We start from the raw sequence: 15,506 nt of genomic DNA on the forward strand, positions 1-15,506 counted from the left end.
CCCTGTTCCCGCTCGCGATTAACTACAAGGAGACAAACCGCATGCAACGCCGTCAACTTATCCAAGCCGCCGCCAGTGCCACCGCCCTCGGTGCACTGAGCCCGTTAGCCGCCTTCGCCCAGGCGGTGGACCAGGTCAAGATCTTCTACGGCTTTCCTGCCGGCAGCGCGGGTGACAGCGTGGCGCGTCGCGTCGCCGAGAAGCTCGCCGGCACGCCGTACAGCAGACTAGCCGGTTTCGTGGAAAACAAGCCGGGCGCCGGGGGCCGCATCGCCATCGAGACGCTGAAGAACTCGCCCGCCGACGGCTCGGTCCTGGCCCTGGCGCCGGTATCGGCCCTGGCCGTCTACCCCTACATCTACCCCAACCTGGCCTACAAGCCGGAGGACGTGACCCAGGTGTCCATCGGCGCCATCATGTTCCACGGCCTGGCCGTCGGTCCGGCCGTGCCCGCTGACGTCAAGACGCTGAAGGATTTCATCGCCTGGGCCAAGGCCAACCCCACCCAGGCCAACTACGGCACGCCGGGCGCCGGCTCGATGCCCCACCTGCTGGGTGCGCTGCTGGGCCTGCGCACCGGCATGGAATTCAAGCAAGTGCCCTACCGCGGCACGGTGCCCAGCATCACCGACTTGGTGGGCGGCCAGATCGCCGCGGCGATGAACCCGAGCGGCGACTACCTGCAGCACATCAAGACCGGCAAGGTGCGCGTACTGGCCACCTCTGGCCGCAAGCGCTCACCCTACCTGCCCGATGTTCCCACCTTCACGGAACTGGGCTACCCAGACGTGACCTCGGAAGAATGGTTCGGCTTCTACGCACCCGCCAAGACGCCGGCCGCCACCATCGCTACCGCCAACGCCGCCATCACCGCGGCGCTGAAGGACAAGACGGTGATCGATGCACTCGCCATCGTCGGCCTGGTCGCCCGCGGCAGCACGCCGCAGGAAATGGCCGCAGACCAGAAGGCCGAGTACGAACGCTGGGGCCCCCTGGTCAAGCAAATCGGCTTCACCGCTGAATCCTGATGCAACCGAGGGCCGCAGATTTGCGGCCCTTTATGATCGACCATGGCCACCCGCAAGCCCCCTCCTGACCCCAGTGTCGAACAAGTAGACACCCGCTTCCTGGACAGCCTGGTGGGTTACAACGCCAGGCGCGCAACGCTGGTCATCGTCGACGCCTTTTTGCGCAACATGGCGGTCTATGGTCTGCGGCCCGTCGACTTTTCCGTGCTCTCGCTGATTGGGCACAACCCAGGCATCACGTCGCGCCAGCTGTGCACCACCCTGAACCTCCAGCCGCCCAACCTGGTCGGCATGATCAACCAGTTGCAGACCCGTGAATTGATCCTGCGCCGGCCACATCCGCATGACGGCCGCGCCATGGGCCTGCACCTGACACCCGAGGGGCGCAAGATGATGAAACAGGCCGAAGCCACCGCGTTCGAGCTGGAAGAAGCTGCCACGTCCCGCCTGAGTGCAGCAGAACGCAAGACCCTGATGCAGTTACTGCAAAAAATTTATCTTTGACCCTCAACCTGGTGAGCCCGCACCAAACACTCCTGAAACGCCCGCGTCGCCCGGCTCGGCTGGGGTGACTTGCGCGTGATTGCGAAGAACTGGCAGGCGTAGTGCATCAGATCCGGCCGCACAGCCTGCATGAGGCCGCGGCGCACAAAGCTCTCGGCATAGTGGTCGGGCAGAAAGCCCAGAAACTGGCCCGAGAGGATCAGCGTGGCAATCGACTCTTGGTCAAAACCCGTAGCACGGCGCGGCAGGCGCATGCGCTGGCCCAGTTCCATATTCGGCGAGTGGTAACCCAGCCCGGCAAACTCATATTGGGGCAGCGCCTCCCAACCCAACGCGCTGTGGTCCGCATTCCACAATGCATGCCGCATGCCGCAGTAGAGCAGCATGGCCTCGTCGAACAACAACGTGTAATCCAGCACATCGGAGCTGCGGTGGCCGGGAATGATGCCGACATGGAACTGCCCGTCCAGCACGCCGCGCTCAATCGCGGTGAGCGTGGCCACATGCAGATTCAGCCCCACATCGGGCGCCTCTTGGTGAAAGTGGGCAATGGCTTCGGCAATGTGGCTGGCCGGGTTGCTGGCGGTTTTGTCGAACACCGCCACCTGCAGTTGCCCGCCCATGCGCTGGTGGATTTCGTCCACGCTGCTGCGAAACGCGTCGGTGGCGGCCAGCAGCTGGCTGGTCTGGGCGTAGATCTTTTCACCCTCGGGCGTGAGTGCAAAGCCGGCCCGGCCGCGCCGGCACAGCGTCAAACCCAGTCGGGTTTCCAAATCTTTGATGTGGCGGCTGACCGTGGATGTGCCTATATTGAGTTCCAGCTCGGCCGCAGCCATGCCACCGCAGTCGACCACGGCCTTGAACACGCGCAGGAGGCGCAGGTCCATGTCGCTGATCTGGCCGAGGACGGCCTTGGCTTTCACTTTCATATATTGCGAAGTAAATAGTGATATTTGTGACTTTGTAAGAGTAACAGAGCTACCCACAATGCACCAACACCCCACCCGATTTATCCACCCCACCCACTGGAGTTCCCCATGAAGCTCAACGACACCAGCACCCCCGCCACCGGTGAAGCCGTCACCAGCGCATCCACCTTCCCCATGAGCCGCGAATGGATGGAATCGCACTGGATGGCCTTCACCGGCAACCGCGACTTCAAGGCCAATCCCCGCATGCTGGTCGGCGCCCAGGGCGCCTACTTCACCGACTCCAACGGCAAGAAGATTTTTGACGGCCTCTCGGGCCTGTGGTGCGCGGGCCTGGGCCATGGCCGCCGCGAAATCACCGAGGCGGTGAGCAAGCAGATGGCCACCATGGACTACTCGCCCGCCTTCCAGTTTGGCCATCCGCTGTCGTTTGAGCTGGCCAACAAGATTGTGGAACTGACCCCCGAAGGGCTGGACTATGTGTTCTACACCGGCTCGGGCTCCGAGTCGGCTGACACGGCGCTGAAGATGGCCCGCGCCTACTGGCGCGCCAAGGGCATGGGCAGCAAGACCCGCCTGATCGGCCGCGAGAAGGGTTACCACGGCGTGAACTTCGGCGGCATCTCGGTGGGTGGCCTGCCGGCCAACCGCAAGACCTTTGGCCAAGGCATTGAAGCCGACCACCTGGCCCACACCCAGCTCGCCAGCAACGCCTTCAGCAAAGGCTTGCCCGAAAAAGGCGGCGACATGGCCGACGAGCTGCTGCGCCTGATCGCGCTGCATGACGCGTCCAATATTGCCGCCGTAATCGTCGAGCCCATGTCCGGCTCGGCAGGCATTGTGGTACCGCCCGTGGGCTACCTGCAGCGCCTGCGGGAGATCTGCACGGCCAACAACATCCTGCTGATTTTTGATGAAGTGATCACCGGCTTTGGCCGCTTGGGTGCCTACACCGGTGCGGCCTACTTTGGCGTGGTGCCGGACATCCTGAATGCCGCCAAACAGATCACCAACGGCGCGCAGCCCCTGGGCGTGACCGTGGCCAAGAAAGAGATTTACGACACCTTCATGGCGCAGGGCGGCCCGGACTACATGCTGGAATTCCCCCATGGCTACACCTACTCCGCCCACCCCGTGGCCTGCGCGGCCGGCATTGCGGCGCTGGACCTGCTGGTGAAGGAAAACATGATTGAGCGGGTGAACGCTTTGGCACCCTACTTTGAGAAGGCGGTGCACAGCCTGCGCGGCGCCAAGCACATCACCGACATCCGCAACCTCGGTCTCTCCGCCGGCTTTACCCTGGCTGCCGTGCCCGGCGAGCCTGCCAAACGCCCCTACGAAGTGGCCATGCGCTGCCTGGACAAGGGCTTTTACGTGCGCTACGCCGGTGACTGCATTGCATTGGCTCCTCCGTTCATCACGACCGAGGCGGAGATCGACAGCCTGGTCAATGCGCTGGGCGAGGCCATCAACGAAACCGCCTAAGCACGTCTTTGGCGCCCTCATTTACTATCATTTCAATAGCTGCTAGCGCTTATTTCATAAGGGCTAGCGGCCCATTTTCCTTACAAAGCACCGTATGTCCTCACTCCCCACCGTCGGCCACCTGATCGGCGGCAAACTCATCACCCAGGGCGAACGCGCCCAGGACGTCTTCAACCCCGCCACCGGCCGCGCCGAGAAGCGTGTGCTGCTGGCCCCCAAAGCCACGGTAGAAGACGCCATTGCCAATGCGCAGGCCGCTTTCCCTGCCTGGCGCAACACGCCGCCGCTCAAGCGCGCCCGCGTCATGGGCAACTTGAAAGTGCTGCTGGAAAAGCACGCCGAAGAACTCTGCGCCATGATTACCGCCGAACACGGCAAAGTGCTGAGCGATGCGCTGGGCGAGTTGCAGCGTGGCATCGAGAACGTGGAGTACGCCAGCTACGCCCCCGAGTTGCTCAAGGGCGAGCACAGCAAGAACGTTGGACCGGCCATCGACAGCTGGAGCGAATTCCAAGCGCTGGGCGTGACCGCCGGCATCACCCCCTTCAACTTCCCCGCCATGGTGCCGCTGTGGATGTGGCCCATGGCCGTGGCTTGCGGCAACACCTTCATCCTGAAACCGTCAGAGCGCGACCCCAGCTCCACCCTGCGCATTGCCGAACTGGCACTGGAAGCCGGCCTGCCGCCCGGCGTGCTGAACGTGGTCAACGGGGACAAGGAAGCCGTGGACACGCTGCTGACCGACCCACGCGTGAAGGCCGTGAGCTTTGTGGGCTCCACCCCCATTGCCGAATACATCTACGCCACCGGCTGTGCACACGGCAAGCGCGTGCAGGCCCTGGGCGGTGCCAAGAACCACGCCGTGGTCATGCCCGATGCGGATGTGGCCAACGCAGTCAGCGCCCTTATGGGCGCGGCCTATGGCTCGTGCGGCGAACGCTGCATGGCGATTCCACTGGTCGTGGCTGTGGGCGACGCCACGGCCGACGCGGTGATTGCCGGCCTGAAGGCCGAAATCTCCAAAATGAAGGTCGGCCCCGGCACCGCCCCCGGCATGGACATGGGTCCGCTGGTAACCCGGCCGCACTTCGAGAAGGTAAAGGGCTATGTGGACCAGGGCGTGAAAGAAGGCGCCACGCTGGTGGTGGACGGCCGCGGCCTGACCGTGGCCGGCCACGAAGACGGTTACTACCTTGGCCCCTGCCTGTTTGACAACGTCAAACCTGGCATGGTGATCTACCAGGAAGAAATCTTTGGCCCAGTGCTGGGCGTGGTGCGCGTCAAGACGCTGCAAGAGGCCATGGACATGATCGATGCCCATGAGTATGGCAACGGCACCTGCATCTTCACGCGGGATGGCGAAGCCGCTCGCTACTTCACCGACAACATTTTGGTCGGCATGGTGGGCGTCAACGTACCGCTGCCCGTGCCCGTGGCCTACCACTCGTTTGGCGGCTGGAAGCGTAGCCTGTTTGGCGATCTGCATGCCTACGGCCCGGACGCCGTGCGCTTCTATACCAAGCGCAAGACGATTACGCAGCGCTGGCCTTCGGCTGGCGTGCGCGAAGGCGCGGTGTTCAGCTTCCCTAGCAGCCGCTGATCTTCAGCGCTCCAAACAAAAGGGGCTTGCCGGTTGGCAAGCCCCTTTTCATGTGCAGTACAGGCGAAGCCTCAGCCTTCAGACGCCTTCATGCGACGCCGTGCAATCGTGCCGAACAGGCCCAGCCCCGCCATCAGCATGGCGTACGACTCAGGCTCGGGGACCAGGGTCACGCTCTCCTCCCTGGAGCGGGTAGCAGAACTCAGGGCAAAACCCTTGAACGTCACCAACTCGGTCATGCTAGGTGTCGAATTCTGGGCGTTCAACGTGCCAAAGATGTCGTACACGCCCGCAGCCAAGCCGCTGAAGCTCAGGTTCTGCGTGAACGCACCCACCGCGAGCGGATCGTTGAACAAATGCGCTTGCTTATTGGAAAAAGCAGCAGTCGCGGCCGATGCGGACAGCATGGGCAACGCGAGCGTAGTGGCTAAAACCAGAGATTTGAATTTCATAGAGTCCTCATAAGAATGTGACTGCGATCTAAGTATTAACCCTGTGCTGCGCCGCAACAATAGTTCCATTGGACTAGTCGGGCAAGGTTTTTGGCTTCTGTTGACAATCACTTACATGAAAGCTCTGAAAAACACCCGTTTATCGCTCTTGGACCTGGTGGCCGTGCGCGAAGGCGGTACCGTCGCCGAGGCGCTCCAGATTGCCCTGCGCACCGCCCAACATGCCGAAAAACTAGGTTTCAGCCGCTACTGGCTGGCCGAACACCACAACATGCCGGGCATTGCAAGTTCGGCCACGGCGGTGCTGGTGGGCCACATTGCGGGCGGCACCGAGCGCATCCGCGTGGGGTCCGGCGGCATCATGTTGCCGAACCATGCGCCGCTGGTGGTGGCCGAGGCCTTTGGCACGCTGGCCGAGCTGTACCCGGGCCGCATTGACCTGGGCCTGGGCCGCGCGCCTGGCACCGACCAGGCCACCATGCGCGCCCTACGCCGCAGCAAGGTGGAGAACGAGGAAGACTTTCCCCGCGATGTGGTGGAGCTCCAAACCCTGCTGGGCCCGCTGCAACCCGGCCAAAAGCTGGTGGCCATGCCCGGTGCGGACACCCATGTGCCGATCTGGCTACTCGGCTCCAGCCTGTACTCCGCGCAGCTGGCCGCGCACATGGGCCTGCCCTACGCCTTTGCCTCGCACTTTGCGCCGCGCTTTCTGCACCAGGCGGTGGACCTGTACCGCAGCCTGTTCAAGCCCTCGGCCACATTGGCCAAGCCCTACGTGATGGTGGGGGTGCCGCTGGTGGCTGCGCCCACCGATGAAGAGGCTGAATTGCTGGCCAGCAGCATTTACCAGCGCGTGCTGGGTATCCTGACCGGGCAACGCAAGGCCTTGCCGGCCCCAGTGCCCAACTTTTTGGCCCAGTGCCCGGCCGATGCGCGTGCCGCGATTGCAGACTTTCTGGGCGAGGCCGTGATTGGCGGGCCCGACACAGTGCGCGCCGGGCTGGCCGCCATGGCTGAGGCCACGCAGGCCGACGAGCTGATGCTGGTCTGCGATGTGTATGACCCCGCGCTGCGCCTGCGCTCGCTGGACATCGCGGCGCAGGCCCTGCAAGACGCGCAGGCCACTGCCACATGAGGCGACGGGCCCTGCCTATGGGCGGCGTGCTGGCAGCGGAATAAATTCGGTCTCGCCGGGCACGGTGGGAAAGCGCTGCGCCTCCCAGTCGTCCTGCGCCTGCACGATGCGCTCCTTGCGGCTGGAGACAAAGTTCCACACCATATAGCGATGCCCCAGCGGCGCGCCACCGAGCAGCATCACGCGCGTGGTCTCGCGGGCACACAGCGTGGGCGTGCTGCCCGCCTCCAGCACCAGCATCTGGCCGGGCTCCAGCGGTTCGCCGTCCACCTCCAGCGGGCCGTCCACGCTGTAGATGCCGCGTTCCTGGGCCGCATCGGGAATGGTGATCAGGGCACCGGCTTCCAACTCCAACGCCAAATACAGCGTGGGCGACAAGGTGGCTACTGGCGAGGTGGCACCAAACGCGGTACCGATGAGCACACGCACCATGGCACCCGGCAGTTGCACTTCAGGGATCGCGCTGGCCGGTGTGTGGGCGAATGATGGCGCGTCTTCTTCATGCTCCGCCGGCAACGCCGACCAGAGCTGAAAGCCGTGGCTGCGGCGCGTCATGCTGCGCAGGTCGTCCGGCGTGCGCTCGGAGTGCACGATGCCGCGGCCCGCCGTCATCCAGTTGATGGCGCCGGGCTCGATGCGCTGCACCACACCGGTGGAGTCGCGGTGCATCATGGCGCCCTCCAGCAGATAAGTGACGGTGGCCAGGCCAATGTGGGGATGGGGGCGCACGTCGTGGTTGTCGGTGGGCTGCGCGGTCACCGGGCCGAAGTGGTCAAAGAACACAAAGGGACCAATGGCCTGGCGTTGCATGGCGGGCAGCACCCGTTTCACGGTGAATCCGCCGCCCAGATCGTGGGCGCGTGGAGTGATGCGTTCCGGCATGGTCATCCTTACTGTTGGTGGGATGCAGGCATCCTACCAACCCTGCGGAGCAGGACGCTGTTTTGTCACACTGTGGCTGCTAAAGTGTTTGGTTCAGCTATGGACCAAATCTTCCTACATTCCCTGCGAAAGACGACTGCGCGCTGGCGCGCTGAAGATGCACAGGTGGCAGACGACGCCACTGGCGTCAATCTGTTCCGGCTGCGCATGCTGTGGCCGGTGGCTGCCGCACTCAACGGACTGTTCCTGATCGGATTCCTGTGGCGCCTGCTGGGTGCAGCGCTCCCCCAGGCCGTGGCGGAGTGGAACCTGCGGCTCATCTGGGTGCACACCTTCATTGTGGGTGCCGCACTGGCGCTGGGTTGGGTGGTGCACCGTGCAAGACAAACCCGCCACGCACGCGCAGCCAACTGGCTTGCCACAGGCTGTGCCGTCCTCATCATGCTGGTCGGCATTGTCCTGGTGGCCGTGGACCAGCCCATCACGCCCAACATCACCTCCTACCTCATCGCCTGCCTCTTGGCGGGCGGCGCCGTCTACCTGCGACCTCGCGTGGCAGGGTTGGTGTATGTCCTGTCCTACGTAGTATTTTTCAAGGTCATGGGATGGACCCAGGTTCACCCCGAACTCGTGTTGTCCAATCGCATCAACGGCTTTGCGGCCTGTGTGCTGGGGTGCCTGTGTTCCTGCTTCCTGTGGCGCCAGTTCTGCACCATCACCCTGCAACAACGGCAGCTGGAAAAAGCCAACACCGAACTCAACCAAAAACAGCGCGACCTGGAGCGCCTGACCCGGCAGGACGGCCTGACGGGCCTGTTCAACCGCAACACCTTTGTGGAGCTGAGCCGACGCGAGCTGGACCGCGCCCAGCGCCAGGGCAGCTCCACCACCATCCTGCTGCTGGACCTGGACCACTTCAAACGCATCAACGACACCTGGGGCCACCCCGCGGGCGACGCCGTGCTGCGCCACGTGGCTACGCTGGCCAGCACCACGGTGCGCAGTACCGACCTGGTGGGCCGCCTGGGCGGCGAGGAATTCATCGTGTTGCTGCCCAACACCTCGGCCGAGGCCGGGCGCAAGCTGGCCGAAAAGCTGCGCTACCGCCTGGAAAGCACGCCCGTGCAGTGGGAAAAAACCACCATCGCCGTCACCGCCAGCTTTGGGCTGGCCAACACCACAGTGGAAGAGAAGCGCGACTTCGACACGCTCTACACCGAGGCGGACAAGGCCTTGTATCTGGCCAAGCAACGGGGCAGGAACAGAGTCGTTTAGCCAGGGCGGGGGATAATCGGGGGCTACACCGGATCCTTATGGCACTTATTACCCTTCTCGACGCCCAGCTGGCATTTGGGCACGTCCCGCTTCTCGACCACGCTGACTTTTCCCTCGAAACGCAGGAGCGCGTGGGCCTGATTGGCCGCAACGGCGCGGGCAAATCGTCCATGCTCAAAATCCTGGGCGGCATGGAAAAGCCCGACGACGGCACGCTGCAGGTACAGGGTGGTACCCGCATTTCCTACGTGGCCCAAGAACCCCAGCTGGATGGAGATGCTACGGTTTTCATAGCTGTTCGCGCAGGTTTGGAGCGGGTTATCGGCCTGATTGAAGAGTATTGTTTGGGCCATGGCGATCTGGACGCGATGCAGAGCGAGATCGAAACGCTGGACGGTTGGAACTGGGAGCAGCGCGTGGGCGAGACCCTGCAGCGCCTGCACCTGAACCCCGATGCGATTGTGAGCACGCTGTCCGGCGGCACCAAGAAGCGCGTGGCCCTGGCCCAGGCCCTGGTCGCCCAACCCGACGTGCTGCTGCTCGACGAACCCACCAACCATTTGGACCTGGACTCCATCGAATGGCTGGAAGGCCTGCTGGTGGACTTCAAGGGCTCCATCATCACCATCACCCACGACCGGTCCTTCCTCGACAACGTGGCGACCCGCATCGTCGAGCTGGACCGCGGCAAGCTGATGAGCTACCCCGGCAACTTTGCGGCCTACCTGGTGCAAAAGGAAGAACAGCTGGCGCAAGAGGCGGTGATCAACGCCAAGGCCGACAAACTGCTAGCGCAGGAAGAAGTCTGGATTCGTAAGGGCGTGGAAGCGCGGCGCACGCGCGCCACGGCACGCATCGTGCGCCTGGACGAGCTGCGCAGCAAGCGTGAAGCCCGCCGCGACGTGGTCGGCAGCGTGAACATGGATGTGAACACCGGCGACAAGAGCGGCAAGCTGGTGGCCGAACTCACGCATGTGAGCAAAACCTTCGGCGACCGCAAGATCGTCGACAACTTCACCGCCACCATCCTGCGCGGCGACAAGATCGGCCTGTTGGGCCCGAACGGCGCGGGCAAGACCACGCTGCTCAAACTCATTTTGGGCGACCACAAGGCCGACCCGGCACCCGCCAACTCCCCCAAGCCCGAACCCGGTCACAGCCCCTGGGGCACGGTGCGCCAGGGCGCGAACATCACCGTGGCCTACTTCGACCAGATGCGCAACGCGCTGGACCTGGACGCCACGCTGGAAGACTTCATCAGCCCCGGCAGTGAGTGGATCGAAATCGGCAACCAGAAGAAGCACCGCAAGAGCTACCTGGGCGACTTCCTGTTTTCGCCCGCCCGTGCGACCTCGCCCGTGCGCTCCTTGAGCGGTGGCGAGCGCAACCGCCTGTTGCTGGCGCGCCTGTTCGCCCGCCCCGCCAACGTGCTGGTGCTGGACGAGCCGACCAACGACCTGGACATCGACACGCTGGAACTGCTGGAAGACCTGCTGCAGAACTACGACGGCACGGTGTTCCTGGTCAGCCACGACCGAACCTTCCTGGACAACGTGGTCACCAGCACCATTGCGTATGAGGGTGATGCCAAATGGCGCGAGTACGAAGGCGGCGTGAGCGACTGGCTGATCCAGACCAAACGTGCCAACGCCATCAACGCGGCGCAAGGCAAAACCACGGCCAAGCCCTTTAACTACGAGCGCGAGCAGCTACAAAAACAGGAGCAAGCTAGCGCCCAGGTCAGTGCCCAGACGCCTGTGGCGCCCGCCCCCACCAAGGCCAAGAAGCTCAGCTTCAAGGAACAGCGCGAGCTGGATGCCCTGCCCGAACAAATTGCCGCGCTGGAAGCCGAGCAAAAGGACATCACCGAAGCCCTGGCCGACGGTAGCCTCTACGCCAGCGACAACGCGCGCGCCATCGCCCTGTCGGAGCGCAATGCGCAGATTGACGAAGAACTGATGAACGCGCTGGAGCGCTGGGAAGTACTGGGCAAGGCCTGACGCGCCGGGAAGCCAACTGCCCAGGGGGCAGTGGCTTGGTAACTGGGCGGAAACTTGCAGGGGCGCAATCGCATACGCCCATGCTATGGTTTCGCCATGCATTTGCCTCTGCTCCATGACCGCATCGCGCAGGCAGCTGGCCGCCTGCCTGCCGACCCCGCGTTGCGGGCGCAGTTCATCACCTGCGCACTCAACACCATTGAAACCACAACCGAGCGGCTAAACGACGGCAGCACCTTCGTGTTCACCGGCGACATCCCAGCGCTGTGGCTGCGCGACTCGTCGGCCCAGGTGCGGCACTACCTGCTGCTGGCGGCCGATGTGCCCGAGGTGCAGGTGCTGGTGGCCGGGCTGATTCGCCGGCAGATGGACTGCATCCTGCTCGACCCCTACGCCAATGCCTTCAACAAAGGTCCCACGGGCGGTGGCCACCCGGGTGACCTGACCGAGGCGCACCCCATGGTCTGGGAACGCAAGTACGAGGTCGACTCCCTGTGCTACCCGCTGGACCTGGCGTGGCAGCTCTGGAAGCGCAGTGGGGTGACCGCGGTGTTTGACGACACCTGGCGCAAAGCGGTGCGCACGGTGGCGGCGCTGTTCCGCACCGAGCAGCGGCACTTTGAGGATTCCCCCTACCGGTTTGAGCGCCCCCACGCGGTGCAAACCGACACCTTGCGCAACCGGGGCCGGGGCATGCCCGTGAACTACACCGGCATGACCTGGTCTGGCTTTCGGCCTAGCGACGATGCCTGCGAATTCGGCTACCTGATTCCGGCCAACATGTTTGCCGTGGTGGCGCTGCGGCACAGCGCAGAAATCTTGCGCACGGTGTGCCATGACGTGGCGCTGGCCACCGAACTGGAGGCCCTGGCCGAAGACATCGACCATGGCATCCAGGCCTACGGCACGGTGCTGCACCCGGTGCACGGCAAAATTTACGCATATGAGACCGATGGCTTTGGCAACCACCACCTGATGGACGACGCCAACGTGCCCAGCCTGCTGTCCATTCCCTACCTGGGGTATGCGTCGGCCGATGACCCGGTGGTGCAGGCCACGCGCCGCTTTGTGCTGAGCCGCTACAACCCTTACTTTCAACAGGGCAGCCGGGCCCAGGGCATTGGCAGCCCGCACACGCCACCGGGCTATGTCTGGCCGATTGGCCTGGCCATGCAGGGGCTGACCTCGTCCGACCATCAGGAGCGTCTGGCGCTGATCGCCATGCTGCGCGATTGCGATGCGGGCACAGGCCTGATGCACGAGAGCTTCCACCCCGACCGCCCCGAAGAATTCACGCGCCCCTGGTTCGCCTGGGCCAACACGCTGTTTGCAGAATTGCTGATTGAAACCTATGGGTTGAATGGGCGCAATAGCTAGTACGCAGGCGCCTACACCACCTTGGCCGCGCGCAATGCGGCAATCGCCGCGGCGTCCAGCCCCAGCCCCGCCAACACTTCTTCGGTGTGCTCGCCCAGCGCAGGCGGCGCATGGCGAAGCTGCACTGGCGCGTCACCCAGCCTGAGCGGGCTCGCCACGGTTGCTATGCTTTCAATAGCTGTTCGCGCAATGGATTCGGGGGCTAGAGGCTGTTTTTGCACCAAACCTCGGGCCTGCACCTGGGCGTCGGCAAAGGCTTGGTCCACGGTGTTGATGGGGCCGCAGGGCACGGCCTTGTCCTCCAGCAGCGCAATCCACTCGGCGGTGGTGCGCCAACGCGTGACCTCCCGCAAGATGGGAATCAGCGTGCTGCGGTGGGCTACGCGTTCGGTGTTGGTGCCAAAGCGGGGGTCTTGCGCCCACTCGGGGTGACCGGCCGCCGCGCTGAAGCGGGCGAACTGGCCGTCGTTGCCCACGGCCAGCAGCATGGCGCCGTCCGCCGTGGGAAAGTCCTGGTAGGGCACCAAGCTGGGGTGCGCGTTGCCCATCCGCTGCGGCACCTTGCCGGTGTTCAAAAAGCCCGCCGCCTGGTTGGCCAGGATAGCCATGCCCACATCCAAGAGCGCCATATCGATGTGCTGGCCCGTGCCCGTGCGGTGCCGCATTTCCACCGCGGCCAGAATGGCGCTGGTGGCGTAGATGCCGGTGAACACATCGGTGATGGCCACGCCCGCACGCTGCGGGCCGCCACCGGGCTCGCCATCGGCCCGGCCGGTGATGCTCATCATGCCGCTCATGGCCTGCACCATGAGGTCGTAGCCCGCGCGCTCGGCATACGGCCCGGTCTGGCCAAAACCGGTGATGGAGCAGTAAATGAGGCGCGGGTTCACTTCTTGGAGGCTCGCGTAGTCCAGCCCGTAGTGCGCGAGGCCACCCACCTTGAAGTTCTCCACCAGGATGTCGCTTTGCAGCGCCATCTGGCGGATCAGCGCCTGGCCCTCGGGCTTGGCGATGTCGATGGTGATGGAGCGCTTGTTGCGGTTGCAGGCCGTGAAGTACGTGGCGTGCGCCGTGTCGTGGCCGCGCGCGTCCTGCAAAAACGGGGGGCCCCAGTGGCGCGTGTCATCACCCACCTCGGGGCGTTCCACCTTCACCACGTCAGCACCCAAATCGGCCAGCATTTGCGTGCACCAGGGGCCGGCCAGCACGCGGGACAGGTCCAGCACCTTGAGGTGGCTCAGGGCGCCGGGGATGGGAGTAGGAGTGGATGCAGTGGTGGTCATGGCAGGGAATCCGGGTTGCGGTAGGACACAAAAGCAAAGGCACGGCTGTCGGGCGCCCAGCAAGGTACATTGAGGGTACCCTGCCCGCCGGGCGAGGGAAACCTGTCTGAACCCAAGGACTGCACCAGCTGCTGCGGGTTGGCCCGCATGCGCAACGCGCACACCGCTGCCTATACTGAATGACGCCCTCATTCTGCACCGTGCCCTGCATATTGCAGCAGCGGCACGGCCCCTAGGAGACACCCCTATGCAAGCGTGGATGCACAACGTACCCGAAGCCATCATCCAGTCCAAGGCTGCACTGCGGGCCCAGATTCCCGATCTGGCCGAACGCTTTGCCCGCATCGACCAGTATGTGCGGGCCGAGGTGAGCGCCATCCGCGCCGAGCAGGCAGCCGGCGGCGCGGTGCCCACCCTCCAGTTTGCCGATGTGCAGGCCGGTGCCATCACCAAGTCGCAGCAGGAACAGATCCGTCGGCGTGGCTGTGTGGTGGTGCGCGGGGTGTTTGACCCGCAGCAGATCGTGCAGTGGAACGACGAGATTGGCCGCTATATCGAGGCCGTGGACTACCTGGGGCAAGTGCAAAGCAAGGCCGGGCTGGACAAGTACTTCAGCGCACTGGCCTCGGGCGCACCGCAGATCTTCAGCCTGTACTGGTCCAAGCCGCAGATGCAGGCGCGCCAGCACCCCCATCTGGCCAGCACCCGCGCCTTCCTGAATCGGTTGTGGGACCTGGAAGGCCCACATGGCCCGGTGTTTGACCCCGACCGCGAATGCACCTATGCCGACCGCCTGCGCCGTCGTGCCCCCGGTGCCAGCAGCCTGGGACTGTCACCGCATGCCGATGCCGGCTCGGTGGAGCGCTGGTGTGAGCCGAGTTTTCACGCGGTGTACCGCGAGGTGTTTTTTGGCGACGTGATGGCCTACGACCCGTTCCGGGCCCTGGGACGCGACCAGACACGCGAGATTCCGTCGCCCGCCGTGGCCAGCGTGTTCCGTACCTTCCAGGGTTGGACCGCGCTGAGCCGCCAGGGCCCGGGCGACGGCACGCTCAAGCTGGTGCCGCTGGCGAAAAGCATGGCCTGGATGCTGCTGCGTGCGCTCTTGGACGATGTGCCGCCCGACGACCTGTGCGGCGCCCAACCGGGCCGCGCGTTAAGCGCCAGCGCACAGTGGCATGCCACGCTGCTGGCAGGGGAGGTCTCCATCCCCGTGGTGGAGCCGGGCGATACCGTGTGGTGGCACTCCGACACCATCCACTCGGTGGAAGACCAGCACCGGGGTAGCGGCTACAGCAATGTGATCTACATCGGTGCTGCGCCTTATTGCGCCAAGAACGCAGCCTTTCTGCCCAAGCAGGCCGAGGCATTTTTGCAAGGCCGCAGCAGCCCGGACTTTGCCGCCGAAAACTACGAACTGGGCTTTGCCGGCCGCGCCACCGAGGCCGATCTCAGCGAGCTTGGCAAGCAGCAGATGGGCCTGCTGCCCTGGTAGGGCCTTTAGGTGCTCAATCTCAAAACGCTACAAAATCAGGAGCTGCTTGCGCAGTATCCAT

General features: G+C 64.2%; 12 protein-coding genes and 1 pseudogene. 9 read left to right on the forward strand and 4 right to left on the reverse strand.

Annotated elements, in window-relative coordinates:
• Positions 1-41: 41 nt before the first annotated feature.
• Entirely contained in the window at positions 42-1,028 is a 987-nt protein-coding gene (locus tag J2X15_RS11370) for a tripartite tricarboxylate transporter substrate-binding protein (RefSeq protein ID WP_310342816.1), read from the forward strand.
• A 42-nt stretch (positions 1,029-1,070) separates the two neighbouring features.
• A complete protein-coding gene (locus J2X15_RS11375) occupies positions 1,071-1,532 on the forward strand; it encodes a MarR family winged helix-turn-helix transcriptional regulator (protein WP_310342818.1) in 462 nt (153 codons plus the stop codon).
• Here the strand turns inward: J2X15_RS11375 and J2X15_RS11380 are convergent.
• Positions 1,523-2,461 (reverse strand): LysR family transcriptional regulator, encoded by a 939-nt coding sequence (locus tag J2X15_RS11380; RefSeq protein WP_310342820.1) that lies wholly within the window; start codon positions 2,459-2,461, stop codon positions 1,523-1,525. The genes J2X15_RS11375 and J2X15_RS11380 overlap by 10 nt on opposite strands.
• A gap of 108 nt (positions 2,462-2,569) precedes the next feature.
• Here J2X15_RS11380 and aptA point away from each other — a divergent pair, with 108 nt between their 5' ends.
• On the forward strand, positions 2,570-3,946 hold the full coding sequence (gene aptA / locus J2X15_RS11385) for an omega-aminotransferase AptA (RefSeq protein ID WP_409034281.1): 1,377 nt from the start codon (positions 2,570-2,572) through the stop codon (positions 3,944-3,946).
• Positions 3,947-4,040: 94 nt separating this feature from the next.
• Positions 4,041-5,546 carry a CoA-acylating methylmalonate-semialdehyde dehydrogenase gene (locus J2X15_RS11390; RefSeq protein ID WP_310342822.1) on the forward strand — a complete coding sequence of 502 codons (1,506 nt, stop codon included), beginning with the start codon at positions 4,041-4,043 and terminating at the stop codon, positions 5,544-5,546.
• Positions 5,547-5,617: 71 nt separating this feature from the next.
• Here the strand turns inward: J2X15_RS11390 and J2X15_RS21250 are convergent.
• A pseudogene (locus J2X15_RS21250) lies at positions 5,618-5,722 on the reverse strand (PEP-CTERM sorting domain-containing protein); the annotation flags it as partial.
• A 391-nt stretch (positions 5,723-6,113) separates the two neighbouring features.
• Between J2X15_RS21250 and J2X15_RS11400 the strand changes: the two are divergent.
• Complete coding sequence (locus J2X15_RS11400; protein ID WP_310342827.1) at positions 6,114-7,133, forward strand: LLM class flavin-dependent oxidoreductase; 1,020 nt, start codon at positions 6,114-6,116, stop codon at positions 7,131-7,133.
• A 15-nt stretch (positions 7,134-7,148) separates the two neighbouring features.
• Here the strand turns inward: J2X15_RS11400 and J2X15_RS11405 are convergent, their stop codons facing one another.
• Positions 7,149-8,021, reverse strand: a complete 873-nt coding sequence (locus J2X15_RS11405) for a pirin family protein (RefSeq protein WP_310342829.1) — start codon at positions 8,019-8,021, stop codon at positions 7,149-7,151.
• Between the two features lie 93 nt (positions 8,022-8,114).
• Between J2X15_RS11405 and J2X15_RS11410 the strand changes: the two genes are divergently transcribed.
• The 3 genes from J2X15_RS11410 (at position 8,115) to J2X15_RS11420 (ending at position 12,667) form a co-directional block, all read left to right on the forward strand.
• Positions 8,115-9,290, forward strand: a complete 1,176-nt coding sequence (locus J2X15_RS11410; protein WP_310342831.1) for a GGDEF domain-containing protein — start codon at positions 8,115-8,117, stop codon at positions 9,288-9,290.
• 38 nt (positions 9,291-9,328) lie between these two features.
• Complete coding sequence (locus J2X15_RS11415) at positions 9,329-11,290, forward strand: ATP-binding cassette domain-containing protein (RefSeq protein ID WP_310342833.1); 1,962 nt, start codon at positions 9,329-9,331, stop codon at positions 11,288-11,290.
• A 96-nt stretch (positions 11,291-11,386) separates the two neighbouring features.
• The gene (locus J2X15_RS11420) at positions 11,387-12,667 is read left to right on the forward strand and encodes a glycoside hydrolase family 125 protein (protein WP_310342835.1); all 1,281 of its coding nucleotides are present in this window, start codon (positions 11,387-11,389) and stop codon (positions 12,665-12,667) included.
• A gap of 11 nt (positions 12,668-12,678) precedes the next feature.
• Here J2X15_RS11420 and J2X15_RS11425 read toward each other — a convergent pair whose 3' ends face one another.
• Positions 12,679-13,950 (reverse strand): CaiB/BaiF CoA transferase family protein, encoded by a 1,272-nt coding sequence (locus J2X15_RS11425; RefSeq protein ID WP_310342837.1) that lies wholly within the window; start codon positions 13,948-13,950, stop codon positions 12,679-12,681.
• Between the two features lie 247 nt (positions 13,951-14,197).
• Here J2X15_RS11425 and J2X15_RS11430 point away from each other — a divergent pair, with 247 nt between their 5' ends.
• The gene (locus tag J2X15_RS11430; RefSeq protein WP_310342840.1) at positions 14,198-15,445 is read left to right on the forward strand and encodes a YbiU family protein; all 1,248 of its coding nucleotides are present in this window, start codon (positions 14,198-14,200) and stop codon (positions 15,443-15,445) included.
• Positions 15,446-15,506 lie beyond the last annotated feature (61 nt).

Origin of the sequence: Rhodoferax saidenbachensis (genome assembly GCF_031457975.1) — a bacterium.
Taxonomy (GTDB): Bacteria; Pseudomonadota; Gammaproteobacteria; order Burkholderiales; family Burkholderiaceae_C; genus Allorhodoferax; species Allorhodoferax saidenbachensis_A.